Source organism: Solimonas sp. SE-A11 (assembly GCF_030345715.1).
Lineage (GTDB): Bacteria > Pseudomonadota > Gammaproteobacteria > Nevskiales > Nevskiaceae > Solimonas_A.
Genome location: NZ_JAUASX010000006.1, coordinates 131,963 through 145,224 on the forward strand (window position 1 = coordinate 131,963; position 13,262 = coordinate 145,224).

Genomic DNA, 13,262 nt, shown 5'->3' on the forward strand with positions numbered 1-13,262 from the left:
TCTTTAGTTGGTCGGATTCGGGCGCGGCGGGCCGGGCTTTTGTGCAAGATTAGCCGCCCCGGGCCCCCGACTTCATCCCTATGGCGACCTCGGCCCACAGGCTTTACAATATCCGCTCATCCGCATAAACGGATTGAGACTCCCGTTTACCCCATTTCGAGGGCTGCATCGATGTCCGAATACCTGTTTACCTCCGAGTCCGTTTCCGAAGGCCATCCGGACAAGATGGCGGACCAGATCTCCGACGCCATCCTCGACGCGATCCTGGCCCAGGACCCCCGCGCGCGCGTCGCCTGCGAGACCCTGGTGAAGACGGGCGTGGTCGTGCTGGCCGGCGAGGTCACCACCAGCGCCAACATCGACGTCGACGCCATTGCGCGCGGCGTGGTCAACGGCATCGGCTACAGCAACACCGAGGTTGGCTTCGACGGCCACACCTGCGGCGTACTCAACATCATCGGCAAGCAGTCGCCCGACATCGCCATGGGCGTGGACGGCACCGCCAAGAAGGCCAAGGCGGCCGAGGACATCGGCGCGGGCGACCAGGGCCTGATGTTCGGCTACGCCTGCAACGAGACCAGCGCCCTGATGCCGGCACCGATCTTCTACGCCCACCGCCTGGTGGAGCAGCAGGCCAAGATCCGCAAGGCCAAGAAGGGCGGCCTGTCCTGGCTGCGCCCGGACGCCAAGAGCCAGATCACGCTGCGCTACAAGGATGACCAGGTCGCCGGCATCGACGCCGTGGTGCTGTCCACCCAGCATGACCCGAGCATCAAGCTCAAGGATCTGCGCGAGGCCGTGCTGGAAGAGATCATCAAGCCGGTGCTGCCGGCCAAGTGGCTGAGCAAGGCGACCAAGTTCCACATCAACCCGACCGGCAACTTCGTCATCGGCGGCCCGGTGGGCGACTGCGGCCTGACCGGCCGCAAGATCATCGTCGACTCCTACGGCGGCTGGGCACGCCACGGCGGCGGCGCCTTCTCCGGCAAGGACCCCTCCAAGGTCGACCGTTCGGCCGCCTACGCCGCGCGCTATGTCGCCAAGAACATCGTGGCCTCGGGCCTGGCCGACCGCTGCGAAGTGCAGGTCAGCTACGCCATCGGCGTGGCCGAGCCGACCTCGATCATGCTCACCACCTTCGGCACCGGCAAGGTCTCCGACCAGGCCCTGGAGAAGCTGGTGCGCCGCCACTTCGACCTGCGCCCGGGCGGCATCATCAAGATGCTCGACCTGATCCACCCGATGTACCAGGCCACCGCCTCCTACGGCCACTTCGGCCGCAAGCCCTTCGAATTCAAGGGTGCCGACGGCAAGACCCACTCCGCCTTCTCCTGGGAGAAGACGGACAAGGCCGAGCTGCTCGCATCCGACGCCAAGAAGCTGAAGTAAGCATCAACGGGGAGGCGGCGTCCGTCGCCTCCCCAATCTTTAGACCCCCCCGGAGTCAAACATGAACGCCCAGCTCAAGCCCGTCTCCCCCTCCCCCGACTACAAGATCCGCGACATCGGCCTGGCCGAATTCGGCCGCAAGCGCATCCGCATGGCCGAGGAGGAAATGCCAGGCCTGATGAGCATCCGCGCCAAGTACGCGCCGCTGCTGCCGCTCAAGGGCGTGCGCCTGACCGGCTCCCTGCACATGACCAAGGAAACGGCCGTGCTGCTGGAGACGCTCAAGGCGCTGGGTGCTTCCGTGCGCTGGGCGTCCTGCAACATCTTCTCGACGCAGGACGATGCCGCCGCAGCCGTGGCCGCCGCCGGCACCCCGGTGTTCGCCTGGAAGGGCGAGACGCTGGAGGAATACTGGGACCTGACGCTGGACTGCGTCACCCACACGCTGGCCGACGGCACCCTGACCGGCCCCGAGCTGGTGGTGGACGACGGCGGCGACGTCACGCTGCTGATCCACAAGGGATACGAGCTGGAACTCGGCGACAAGTGGGTCGACAGCCCCTCGGACAACCATGAAGTCCAGGTCATCAAGAACCTGCTCAAGCGCGTCGCCAAGGAACGCCCGGGCTTCTGGACCCGCGTGGTCAAGGACTGGCGCGGCGTCTCGGAAGAGACCACCACGGGCGTGCATCGCCTGTACCAGATGATGGAAGCCGGCAAGCTGCTGGTACCCGCCATCAACGTCAACGACTCGGTCACCAAGAGCAAGTTCGACAACCTCTACGGCTGCCGAGAATCGCTGGCCGACGGCATCAAGCGCGCCACCGACCTGATGATCGCCGGCAAGGTCGCTTTCGTGGCCGGCTACGGCGACGTGGGCAAGGGCTCGGCGCACTCGCTGCGTGGCCTGGGCGCGCGCGTGATCGTGTCCGAGATCGACCCGATCAATGCCCTGCAGGCCGCGATGGAAGGCTTCGAGGTCAAGACCATCGACGACGTGCTCGAATTCGCCGATATCTATGTCACCACCACCGGCAACAAGGACATCATCACCCTCGAGCACATGAAGGCGATGAAGAACAACGCCCTGGTGTGCAACATCGGCCACTTCGACAACGAGATCCAGATGGACCGCCTCAACGCCTCCGGCGCCGTGCGCGACACCATCAAGCCGCAGACCGACCGCTACACCTTTGCCGACAGCGGCAAGTCGATCTACGTGCTGGCCGAAGGCCGCCTGATCAACCTGGGCTGCGCCCACGGCCACCCGTCCTTCGTGATGTCCAACAGCTTCTCCAACCAGACGCTGGCGGCCATGGACCTGTGGGCGAACAAGGACAGCTACCAGAAGACGGTCTACCGCCTGCCCAAGAAGCTCGACGAGGAAGTGGCACGCCTGCACCTGGCGCAGATCGGCGTGAAGCTGACCACGCTGACCCAGGCCCAGGCTGACTACCTCGGCGTGCCGGTCGAAGGCCCGTACAAGCCCGAGCACTACCGGTACTGATGAACCCCATGTAGGAGCGGCTGCCGGCCGCGACCTTCGCATCGCGGCCGACGGCCGCTCCTACAGGAAAGAAGTCCGCTCATGGCCCAGGAAATCACCTTCTCGTTCGAGCTGTTCCCGCCGCGCACGCCGGAGGGCTGGCAGAAGCTGCCGGCGCTGGTGCAGAAGCTGGCGTCGGTACGGCCGGCGTTCTTCTCCGTCACCCACGGCGCCGGCGGTTCCGACCAGCACGGCACCTACGAGGCGATCATGCAGGTGGTGGAGCACAGCGGCATCGAGGCCGCGCCGCACCTGACCTGCGTCGGCTCCACCCGCGCCAGCATCGCCGCACTGCTGCAGCGCTACCGCGAGGCCGGCGTGAAGCGCATCGTCGCGCTGCGTGGCGACCTGCCTCCGGGGCTTGCGCCCGACGAGGCGCCGGGCGAGTTCCGCTATGCCAGCGAGCTGGTGACGTTCATCCGCGAGCAGCACGGCGACCATTTCCGCCTGGAGATCGCGGCCTACCCGGAGATGCACCCGCAGGGGGTCACGCCGGCCCAGGACTTCGACAACTTCCGCCGCAAGGCGGAGGCTGGCGCGCACGCCGCGATCACGCAGTACTTCTTCAATGCCGACGCCTACTTCGACTTCGTCAATCGCTGTGAGCAGGCGGGCCTCAAGATCCCGGTGATCGCCGGCATCATGCCGATCACCAACTTCGCGCAGCTGGCGCGCTTCTCCGCCGCCTGCGGCGCCGAGATCCCGCGCTGGATCCGCCTGCGCCTGGAACAGCTGCAGGACGACAAGCCGGCGCTACTGGACTTCGGCCTGGACGTGGTGACGCAGCTGTCGCGCACACTGCTGGACAACGGCGCGCCCGGCCTGCACTTCTACACGCTGAACCAGTCGGAGCCGACGCTGCGGCTATGGAAGAACCTCGCGCTGCCGGTGCCGGCGGCCGCCTAGCCGCCGAAGGATGATCCTGCTCGCCGCCCTGGTCTTCGCCGCGCTGAGCGTGGTGACGGCGTGGCTGGAGCAGGTGCTGCACCGGCGCACCCGCGACCAGCCGCTGCGGATCTGGCAGGAGTGGTTCCTGCTGCCGCTGGCGCGCGTGTTCTGCCTGATGGCCTTCATCCTGCTGTCCGGCGATGCACTCTACGGGCTGCGTGGCATGCCCTCCCCGGCGGAATTGCTCGATGCAGCGCCCGGCCGCAGCGACCGGCTCATCACCTGGCTGTTCTTCACGGGCCTGCTGCTGCCGGCCATCCCGCTGCTGCGTCGCGCGCCGGGGCTGATCCTGCCGCTGCAAGGCGGTGCCGGCGTGGCGCTGGTCTTCACCTGGCTGGCGGCGGCAGCAGGCTTCCGGGGCGCTCGGTTGCTGCCGGACCTGCCGACGCTGCTGCTGCTGGCCGCCCTTTCCGGCCTGGCCATGGCCTGCGCCCACCTGCTGACACAGGTGGTGGACGACGAAGTACGCCGCCAGGAGATCTACGACCTGCTGCTGCTCTGGCTGCAATTGCCGCTGCTGGTGGTCTACGGGCACTGGCTGGGTGGCCAGCTGCCCGGGTAGGCCACTCAGGGAGCGAGGGGAGCCAGGATCCGGCGCGCGCGCAGCACCGGCGTGGGGATGCCCTCCGGCGCCACCACCACGCTGAGGCCGTCAGCCTCGATCGCCATGGCCTCCAGCCCACGCTGCTTCGGCAACGGCCAGACGCGCGGCGGTCGCGCCAGTGTCTCGGCCCAGCTCTCGCCGGGCAGCCGGTCGAAGCAGAACAACCGGCTGTAGCTGATCATGGCCAGGCGCAGTCCGTCGCGGGACAGGTCCATCGCCGTCACCGAGACCCGGCCCCGTGGTGCCGCCAGCGGAGCTGCAGGCGGCAGCTTGCCCGGTACCGGCAACTGCACCGTGGCCAGGCGCTCGGCGGTCTGCACGCCGGGGCCGGGATCCAGGGGCAGCCGGTAGAAGCCGACCCGGGGGGCGCCCTTCTCCATCACCAGGATATGCCCGCCCTCGGCATCCACCGCGAGGCCCTCGGCATCCCGCGGGCCGTCCGGATAGCGGAAATCGATCCGCCGCGCCGGCTCCACGCGGCTGGCATCCAGCTCCGGCTCCGGCATCAGGTAGATCGTCGCTGTGTTGCGGAAGGCCAGGTTGTCGCCGATATCGCCCACGGCCAGCCAGCTGCGTCCGTCGCGCTCGTAGAGGGCAATGTCCTCCCAGTCCATCGCGTCGGCGCCCTCCACCTCGACCCGCGCGATGACTTGGCCACGGCGGTTGAAGGCGAACAGCCGTGGGCCATCGCCGCTGTCATTGTGGGCCCAGTAGATGCCGGGCCAGCGCCGGGAGGCCGCCAGTCCGGAAAGCTCCGGCAACTCCCGATCCTTCACCGTGGTCAAAGCCTCGAAGGCGGCGGGAGCGGGCTCGGCCATGGCCACCGGCGCCATCATCGCCGGCATCAGCGAGAGTGCCGCGATCCGTGCGAATCTATCAAACGATTTGCATACGGCGGACCACCTGTTACATGAATTCATGGGCGCAAGTGACTGCTGAGGCTGGAAATTATCGAAGCATCCACAAAATCTGTGGATAAGTTTGTGGGCAATATTCTGGTCACTACCCTAAGTAGCCACCCTGCCTGGCATTTTTACCGTCGGAACATTTTGTATCCACTCCGCATCCTATTTTCCAATCAATGACTTGCGTGATTCTTACAGCATTCTTGCAGAAAAAAGTCGCTACCACGGGCCTTGTGGCAGAGTCCCTTGACTGCTGTGCATAAAGGAAGGCGGGACACCGGATCGCCACCCGGCTGCCGCTAAACTTCCCGCATGAAAATGTCCCCACCCTGCGTGCTGTGCCTGTCCGGCCACGATCCCACCGGCGGCGCCGGCCTCACCGCCGACATCGAGGCGATCGGGGCACTGGGAGGCCATGCCCTGGGCGTCATTACCGCCAATACCGTGCAGGACACCTCCAACGTCCAGCGCGTTGCGGCGGTGCCGCCGATCCTGATGGCGGCCCAGATCGAAGTCCTGCTGGCGGACTGCCACATCGGGGCCATCAAGATCGGCCTTCTTGGCGACGCCGCGCAGCTCGACCCCATCCTCGACTGCATCCGCCGCCTGCAGGTTCCCGTGGTGCTGGATCCGGTGCTGCGCGCCGGTGGCGGCGCCCATCTGGTCCGCAGCGAGCTGCTGCTGGCGGTCAAGGAACGGCTGCTGCCGCAGGTCACGGTGCTGACCCCGAATGCCGCCGAGGCTCGCCTGCTGGGCGGTGGCGAGGACGGCGCCGCCCTGCTGGCTACCGGCCTCGCCCACCTGCTGGTGACGCGCGGCGACGAGCCCGGCGGCAACGTCGTCAACACCTGGTACCAGGCCGGCCGGCCACCCCGCGACTTCGAGTGGCCCCGCCTGCCACAGCGCTTCCACGGCGCCGGCTGCACGTTGGCCGCCGCCATCGCCGCCCTGCTGGCGGCGGGCAAGCCGGTGGCCGAGGCGCTGGAAGGCGCGCAGGCCTATACCCACGGCGCGCTGTCCCGCGCCTACGCCGTGGGCGGCGGACGCCTGATTCCCGGACGGCGCGCCGCATGAAGCACCTGCCCCCCCTGTCCGCGCCGCTGCGCGGCCTCTATGCGATCACCTCCGAGGCCATCTGCCGCTCGCCGGGCCGGCTGGTGGCGTCCGCCGCCGAGGCCCTGGCCGGCGGTGCGCGCCTGCTGCAGTACCGCGACAAGTGGCACGACGCCGCCACGCGCGAGCGCAACGCCCATGCGCTGCGCGGCCTGTGCCACGAGTTCGGCGCGCTGTTCATCGTCAACGACGACCCGGCCCTGGCCGAGGCGGTGGACGCCGACGGCGTGCACGTCGGCGCCGCCGACGCGCCACTGGCCGAGGCCCGCCGCCGCCTGGGGCCGCGCGCGATCATCGGCGTGAGCTGCGCCAATTCCCTGGAGCGCGCCCGTGCCGCGGCTGCGGCCGGGGCAAACTACGTGGCCTTCGGACGCTTCTTCGAGTCCGGCACCAAACCTGACGCGCCGCAGGCCGACCTGGCGCTGCTGCAGGCGGCCCGCGCCGCGATCGGCCTGCCGATCTGCGTCATCGGCGGGCTGCTGCCCTCCAATACCGCCCCCCTGATCGCTGCCGGCGCCGACATGGCGGCGGCGGTCGAGGGAATTTTTGGAGCGACCGATGTCGAAGCCCGTGCGCGGGAGTATTCACGCCTGTTCGGCTAGACTCTCGCTCCTTCATTTCCGACGGCCTGCACCGTTTTGCAGCAGGCCTCCAAGACCGCCGCCATGAGCCGCTCAGAAGAACTCTTCGCCCGCGCACAGCAGACCATCCCCGGCGGCGTGAACTCGCCGGTCCGCGCCTTCCGCGCGGTCGGCGGCACGCCGCGCTTCATCGCCGCCGCCGACGGCGCCTGGATCACCGACGCCGACGGCCAGCGCTACGTCGACTACGTCGGCTCCTGGGGCCCGATGATCCTCGGCCACCAGCACCCGCAGGTGCTGGCCGAGATCCGCCGCCAGCTGGAGACCGGCATCTCCTACGGCGCGCCCACCGAGGCCGAGATCGAGATGGCGGAGCTGCTGTCGCGCCGCCTGCCCGCGCTGGAAATGGTGCGCATGTGCAACAGCGGCACCGAGGCCACCATGTCGGCGCTGCGCCTGGCGCGCGGCGCCACCGGCCGCGACTACATCCTGAAGTTCGAGGGCTGCTACCACGGCCACGGCGACGCCCTGCTGGTGAAGGCCGGCTCCGGCCTGCTGACCTTCGGCGTGCCGACCTCGCCGGGCGTGCCGGCGGACCTGGCCAAGTACACGCTCACCGCGCAATTCAATGACCTGGCCTCGGTCGAGGCGCTGTTTCGCGCACACGCCGGACAGATCGCCGGCGTGATCGTGGAGCCGGTGGCCGGCAACATGAACTGCGTGCCGCCGGACGCGGACTTCCTGCAGGGCCTGCGCGAGATCTGCGACCGCGACGGCGCGTTGCTGATCTTCGACGAGGTGATGACCGGCTTCCGAGTGGGTCCCACCGGCGCCGCCGGGCTCTATGGCGTGCGCCCCGACTTGCTTACGCTCGGCAAGATCATCGGCGGCGGCCTGCCGGTGGGGGCCTTCGGCGGCCGGCGCGACGTGATGCAGAAGCTGGCGCCCATCGGCCCGGTCTACCAGGCCGGCACGCTGTCCGGCAATCCGCTGGCGATGGCCGCGGGCCTGGCGACGCTGCGCCTGCTCGACGACACGGCGCTCTACGCACGCCTGGAAGCTACCACCGCGAAACTGCTGGCCGGCCTGAAGCAGGCCGCCGACGCGGCGGGCATCCCCTTCCTCACGACGCAGGTCGGCAGCATGTTCGGCCTGTACTTCACCTCCGCCACCCAGATCCGCACCTTCAAGGACGTCATGGCCAGCGACGCGGAGCGCTTCAAGCGCTTCTTCCACGCCATGCTCGAGCGCGGCGTGTACCTGGCGCCCTCGGCCTACGAGGCCGGATTCGTTTCGTCGATGCACGGCGAGGCCGAGATCGAGACCACACTGGCGGCCGCCCGCGAGGCCTTTGCGCTTGCGCGATAGGCCTCGCTAGGTCATGAGCGAATACGTCCAGCTGCTGTACGACTGGATCAACGCCCACCCGATGTGGGCGCAGGTCCTGCTGTTCGTGGTGGCGATGGTCGACGCGATCTTCATCCTCGGCGCCTTCGTGCCGGCGGGCGTCATGCTGTTCGCCGTGGGCGCACTGATTGCCCTGGGCTCGCTGGACCTGTGGCTCACCGTGGTGATCGCCGCCGCCGGGGCCCTGGCGGGCGATGCGCTGTCTTTCTGGCTGGGCCGCCGCTACGGCAATCGCCTGTTCGAAAGCCAGCTGATGGCGCGCTACCCCGAGATTCTCAACAACGCGCGCCGCTTCTTCGACCGCCACGGCGGCAAGGGCGTGATGCTGGCGCGCTTCCTCGGGCCGGTGCGCTCGGTCACGCCGGCACTGGCCGGCGCCGCCGGCATGCCGGCCTGGCTGTTCCTGGTCACTGACGGCATCGCCGCACTGGCCTGGGCATTGGCCTATATCCTGCCGGGCATGGTGTTCGGCGCCTCGCTGGGACTGGCCGCCGAGGTCGCCGGGCGCCTGGCCCTGCTGATCCTGCTGCTGGCCCTGTTCGTCTGGCTGGTGATCGCCCTGACCGGCCTGGTGATCGGCCAGTTGCAGAAGCGCGCCGAGGACTGGATCGGGGCCCTGCTGGACTGGAGCCGCCGCCACCGCCGCCTGGGCCGCTTCGGCGCCGCCCTGGCCGACCCGGACCAGCCGGAGACCCCGGTGCTGGCGCTGATGGCGCTGGCCCTGCTCGCCGTCGGCGGTGCCTTCCTGTATTTCTGGGCCGCGCCCGGCATCAGCCCCGATCCGAGGTCGATGGACGTCGCCGTGTTCCAGGCCTTGCGCGAGTTGCACAGCCCCTGGGGCATTGCCCTGGCGCAGGCCCTGCTGCAGCTGGGCGAATGGCCGGTCTACCTGCCGCTGGCGACAATCGTGTTCCTGGCCCTGCTGATCGCGCGCAAGGGCCGCGCCACCGCGCACTGGCTGGGCGCGCTGGGCTTCGCTTCGCTGATCTCGGTGGGCCTGTACCTGGTGCCCAAGATTCCGCCACCGTTCCGCCAGTTCGGCAGCTTCGAGCCCAATGGCTACCACGCCGTGGACCTGGTGCTGTCCACGGTGATCTATTCCTTCCTGCCGGTGCTGCTCGCCACCGGCCGACGCACCGGCACGCGCGTGATGATCTATGGCGTCAGCGCTGCGCTGGTGCTGCTGATCCTGCTGGCACAGCTGTACCTGGGCGTGCAGTGGTGGAGCATCGCGGTGTTCTCGCTGGGCATCGGCGTCGCCTGGACGGCGCTGCTGGGCCTGGGCTACCGCCGCCACCAGCCGGAGAAGGTCAGCGGCCGCCGCTTCGTGCTGCCGGTGCTGGCGGTGTTCGTGCTGGCCGCCAGCCTGCAGTGGTCCGATGACCGCGGCCTGGCGCAGGAGCCGCTGCCGCAGCGCACGCTCAGCATCATGCAGATCGACGACTGGGCGCGCTCGGGCTACCAGAAGCTGCGCTCGCAGCGCCAGAACCTGTTCGGCCGCGAGCGCCAGCCCTTCAACCTGCAGTGGGCCGGCGACCTCGACCGGATCGAGGCACAGCTGCTGGAGCAGGGCTGGCAGCAGACTGCACCGCTGAGCCTGCAGAACGGCCTGCGCTGGCTGGCCCCGGACACGGTGGTGGAGGAGCTGCCGGTGCTGCCGCAGGTCAATGCCGGCCGCCACCAGGCCCTGGTGCTGCGCCTGCCGATGCCGGGCGACGATACGCGTCAGTACCTGCTGCGACTCTGGCCCACCGGTTACAAGACTGCCGACGGCGAGCCGATCTGGATCGGCTACATCGCCGAACAGCAGGCGCGCAGTGTCTATCGCCTGCTGCGCTACCCCGTCTACCTGCGCACCGCCGTGCCGCTGCCGCAGCTGCTCGGCAGCCTGCCGGGCACGCGCGTGCTCGGTGCCGGCGCGGTGTGGCGCCTGAAGACCGACGAATCCAAGACCGAGCCCCAGGGAACCACTCCGTGAGCAACGACTCCGCCATCGGCCGCTTCCGCGCGCGCCTCAACAAGGGCGATTCCTGGCTGACACGCGACATCGGCACGTTTTTCAAGGCCGACGTCCTAAGCCCCGATGCACTGGAGGAACTGGAAACGCGCCTGCTGCTGGCCGATGCCGGCGTCGAGGCCACGCAATGGCTGATAGAGCGCCTGCAGACCGACATCAACCTGGGCCGCATCAAGAACGAGAAGCAGCTGCGCGCCTCGCTCAAGGCCGCGCTGGTGGAACTGCTGGCCCCGATCGCCAAGCCTCTGCAGATTCCCCCCTTCATCAAGCCCTACATCCTGTTCGTGGCCGGAGTGAACGGCGTCGGCAAGACCACCACCATCGGCAAGCTGGCCCTGCGCTTCAAGCGCGAGGGCAAGTCGGTGATGCTGGCGGCGGGCGATACCTTCCGCGCCGCCGCCGTGCAGCAGCTGGAAACCTGGGCCAGGCGGGTGGACGTGCCGATCCTGTCCCAGGGAGAGGGCGCCGATTCCGCCAGCGTGATCTTCGACGCCGTGCAGTCGGCCAAGTCCAGGGGCGTGGACGTGATCATCGCCGACACCGCCGGACGCCTGCACACACAGAGCCACCTGATGGAGGAGCTGCGCAAGATCAAGCGCGTGCTGCAGAAGCACGATCCCTATGCCCCTCACGAAGTACTGCTGGTGGTGGATGCCACCACCGGCGGCAATGCCCTGACCCAGGCCATCCAGTTCCACGAAGCGATCGGCCTTACCGGCCTGGCCATCACCAAGTTGGACGGCACCGCGAAGGGCGGTATCCTGCTGGCGATCGCCCGACGCATGGCCCTGCCGGTCCGCTTCGTCGGTCTCGGCGAGGGGGCCGAGGACCTGGAGCCGTTCGACGCCGAGGCGTACGCGGAAGCTTTGATTGGGGAATGAAGGTCCGTTGCAAAGCCGGGAATCGAGAATCGTGAAAGCAAAGAAAAAAGAAAAAGAACCTGCGCTTCCCGCGACCTTCTTTGACGATTCCCGATTCCCGATTCCCGATTCCCGTCGGTCAAACGATTTCCGATTCCCGGCTGTCCAGTGACCGACATCATCCATTTCAACCAGGTGGGCTACCGCTATCCGGGCGGCAAGGACGTGCTGTCCGACGTGACCTTCTCCCTGGGCCGCGGCGAGATGGCCTTCGTCACCGGCTCCAGCGGCGCCGGCAAGACCACGCTGCTGCGCCTGGTCGGCCTGCTGTGCAAGCCCACCCGCGGCCAGGTCATGGTGGACGACGTCAACCTGGCCTCGCTCAAGGGCGGCGACATCGCGCCGTTCCGCCAGCGCATCGGCATGGTGTTTCAGAACTTCAACCTGCTGTACGACCGCACCGTGTTCGACAACGTGGCGCTGCCGCTGGTGATCCGCGGTTTCGCCTACAGCGACGTGCAGCGCCGCGTGCGCGCCGCGCTGGACGCGGTGGGCCTGCTCAACCGGGAGAAGTCCTCGCCGCTGACCCTGTCGGGCGGCGAGCAGCAGCGCGTGGGCATCGCCCGCGCCATCGTCTCCAAGCCGGCGCTGATCCTGGCCGACGAGCCGACCGGCAACCTCGACCCGGAGATGTCGAAGGAAGTGATGAAGCTGTTCGAGCGCTTCAACCAGGTGGGGGTCAGCGTGCTGATCGCCACGCATGCCCTGCACCTGATCGTGCACATGCCACACCGGATCATCCACCTCGACGGCGGCAAGATCACGGCGCGGCGCCCGCGCACCCCGGCCATGAACGACCTGCCGCCCTTCCCTGGGGAGGACCTCCGTGGCCGCTGACCAGGCAGAGTCCAACCTGCAGGTACAGCCATTGCCGCTGATGAAGCGGCTGACGCAGGAGCACACCCGCGTCTTCTTCTTCTCGCTGGGCAAGCTCGGGCGCAATCCGGTCGGCACGCTGCTGACCGCCCTGGTGATCGGCGTGGCGCTGGCGCTGCCGGCGGGCATGCACGTGCTGACCCAGAACCTCAGCAAGATCTCCTATAGCTGGCAGGACTCCCTGCAGCTGTCGCTGTTCCTGAAGGACTCGGTCAGCAGCGAGCGCGGCGCCGCCCTGGCGCGGGAGATTCGCGACCGGCCCGGCGTGCAGGCCACGCGCTACGTCTCGCGCGAGCAGTCGCTGGCCGAGTTCCGCAGCCAGTCCGGCTTCGGCGAAGCCCTGGACGTGCTGCAGGACAACCCGCTGCCGGCGGTGATCGCGGTAACCCCGGAACGCGGGCGCAACAAGCTGCAGGTGGAAGTGCTGTTGGGCGAGCTGACGCGGCTGCCCGAGGTGGACCTGGCCAAGCTCGACCAGAAGTGGCTGGAGCGGCTTTACGCCATCCTCGGCATCATCGACCGCGCGGTGTTCATCGTTGGCCTGCTGCTGGGCATCGCCGTGGTGGTCACCGTGGGCAATACCATCCGCCTGGACATCGAGGCACGGCGCGAGGAGATCAGCGTCATGAAGCTGATCGGCGCGCCCGACAGCTTCATCCGCCGGCCCTTCCTCTATACCGGCTTCTGGTACGGCCTGGCCGGCAGCGTCTTCGCGCTGGTCCTGGTCCTGGCCGGCACCCTGGCCCTGTCCGGCCCCAGCGAGACCCTGGCCTCGCTGTACGACAGCACGTTCACGCTCAGCGGCCTGTCCTTTGGCTCCAGCCTGCTGCTGCTGCTGACCGGCATCGTGCTGGGCTGGATCGGCGCCTGGATCACCGTCTGGCGTCACCTGGCCCATATTCAGCCGCAGTAGCCTTGCAAATCAATGGCTTGTTCCCATATGGGGCCTGATCCTG

12 protein-coding genes are annotated in these 13,262 nt (G+C 68.3%); 11 read left to right on the top strand and 1 reads right to left on the bottom strand.

The window, feature by feature from the left end:
* Positions 1 to 171: 171 nt before the first annotated feature.
* The 4 genes from metK (at position 172) to QT386_RS09160 (ending at position 4,445) form a co-directional block, all read left to right on the top strand.
* Positions 172 to 1,389 (top strand): methionine adenosyltransferase, encoded by a 1,218-nt coding sequence (metK, locus tag QT386_RS09145; RefSeq protein WP_289273442.1) that lies wholly within the window; start codon positions 172 to 174, stop codon positions 1,387 to 1,389.
* A gap of 61 nt (positions 1,390 to 1,450) precedes the next feature.
* Positions 1,451 to 2,896: an adenosylhomocysteinase gene (gene ahcY, locus QT386_RS09150; RefSeq protein ID WP_289273443.1), complete on the top strand. Its 1,446-nt coding sequence runs from the start codon at positions 1,451 to 1,453 to the stop codon at positions 2,894 to 2,896.
* Between the two features lie 81 nt (positions 2,897 to 2,977).
* Positions 2,978 to 3,841: a methylenetetrahydrofolate reductase [NAD(P)H] gene (gene metF / locus QT386_RS09155; protein WP_289273444.1), complete on the top strand. Its 864-nt coding sequence runs from the start codon at positions 2,978 to 2,980 to the stop codon at positions 3,839 to 3,841.
* Between the two features lie 10 nt (positions 3,842 to 3,851).
* Entirely contained in the window at positions 3,852 to 4,445 is a 594-nt protein-coding gene (locus tag QT386_RS09160; RefSeq protein ID WP_289273445.1) for a hypothetical protein, read from the top strand.
* Between the two features lie 5 nt (positions 4,446 to 4,450).
* Here QT386_RS09160 and QT386_RS09165 read toward each other — a convergent pair whose 3' ends face one another.
* Complete coding sequence (locus QT386_RS09165; RefSeq protein ID WP_289273446.1) at positions 4,451 to 5,332, bottom strand: hypothetical protein; 882 nt, start codon at positions 5,330 to 5,332, stop codon at positions 4,451 to 4,453.
* Positions 5,333 to 5,704: 372 nt separating this feature from the next.
* Between QT386_RS09165 and QT386_RS09170 the strand changes: the two genes are divergently transcribed.
* The 7 genes from QT386_RS09170 (at position 5,705) to ftsX (ending at position 13,219) form a co-directional block, all read left to right on the top strand.
* Positions 5,705 to 6,466: a hydroxymethylpyrimidine/phosphomethylpyrimidine kinase gene (locus tag QT386_RS09170; RefSeq protein ID WP_289273447.1), complete on the top strand. Its 762-nt coding sequence runs from the start codon at positions 5,705 to 5,707 to the stop codon at positions 6,464 to 6,466.
* On the top strand, positions 6,463 to 7,107 hold the full coding sequence (thiE, locus tag QT386_RS09175) for a thiamine phosphate synthase (protein WP_289273448.1): 645 nt from the start codon (positions 6,463 to 6,465) through the stop codon (positions 7,105 to 7,107). Before QT386_RS09170 ends, thiE begins: the two co-directional genes overlap by 4 nt.
* A 63-nt stretch (positions 7,108 to 7,170) precedes the next feature.
* The gene (gene hemL / locus QT386_RS09180; protein ID WP_289273449.1) at positions 7,171 to 8,454 is read left to right on the top strand and encodes a glutamate-1-semialdehyde 2,1-aminomutase; all 1,284 of its coding nucleotides are present in this window, start codon (positions 7,171 to 7,173) and stop codon (positions 8,452 to 8,454) included.
* A gap of 13 nt (positions 8,455 to 8,467) precedes the next feature.
* The gene (locus QT386_RS09185; RefSeq protein ID WP_289273450.1) at positions 8,468 to 10,471 is read left to right on the top strand and encodes a VTT domain-containing protein; all 2,004 of its coding nucleotides are present in this window, start codon (positions 8,468 to 8,470) and stop codon (positions 10,469 to 10,471) included.
* The gene (ftsY, locus tag QT386_RS09190) at positions 10,468 to 11,391 is read left to right on the top strand and encodes a signal recognition particle-docking protein FtsY (protein ID WP_289273451.1); all 924 of its coding nucleotides are present in this window, start codon (positions 10,468 to 10,470) and stop codon (positions 11,389 to 11,391) included. Before QT386_RS09185 ends, ftsY begins: the two co-directional genes overlap by 4 nt.
* 156 nt (positions 11,392 to 11,547) lie before the next feature.
* Entirely contained in the window at positions 11,548 to 12,267 is a 720-nt protein-coding gene (gene ftsE, locus QT386_RS09195) for a cell division ATP-binding protein FtsE (RefSeq protein ID WP_367401412.1), read from the top strand.
* Entirely contained in the window at positions 12,257 to 13,219 is a 963-nt protein-coding gene (gene ftsX / locus QT386_RS09200) for a permease-like cell division protein FtsX (RefSeq protein WP_289273453.1), read from the top strand. Before ftsE ends, ftsX begins: the two co-directional genes overlap by 11 nt.
* Positions 13,220 to 13,262: the final 43 nt, after the last annotated feature.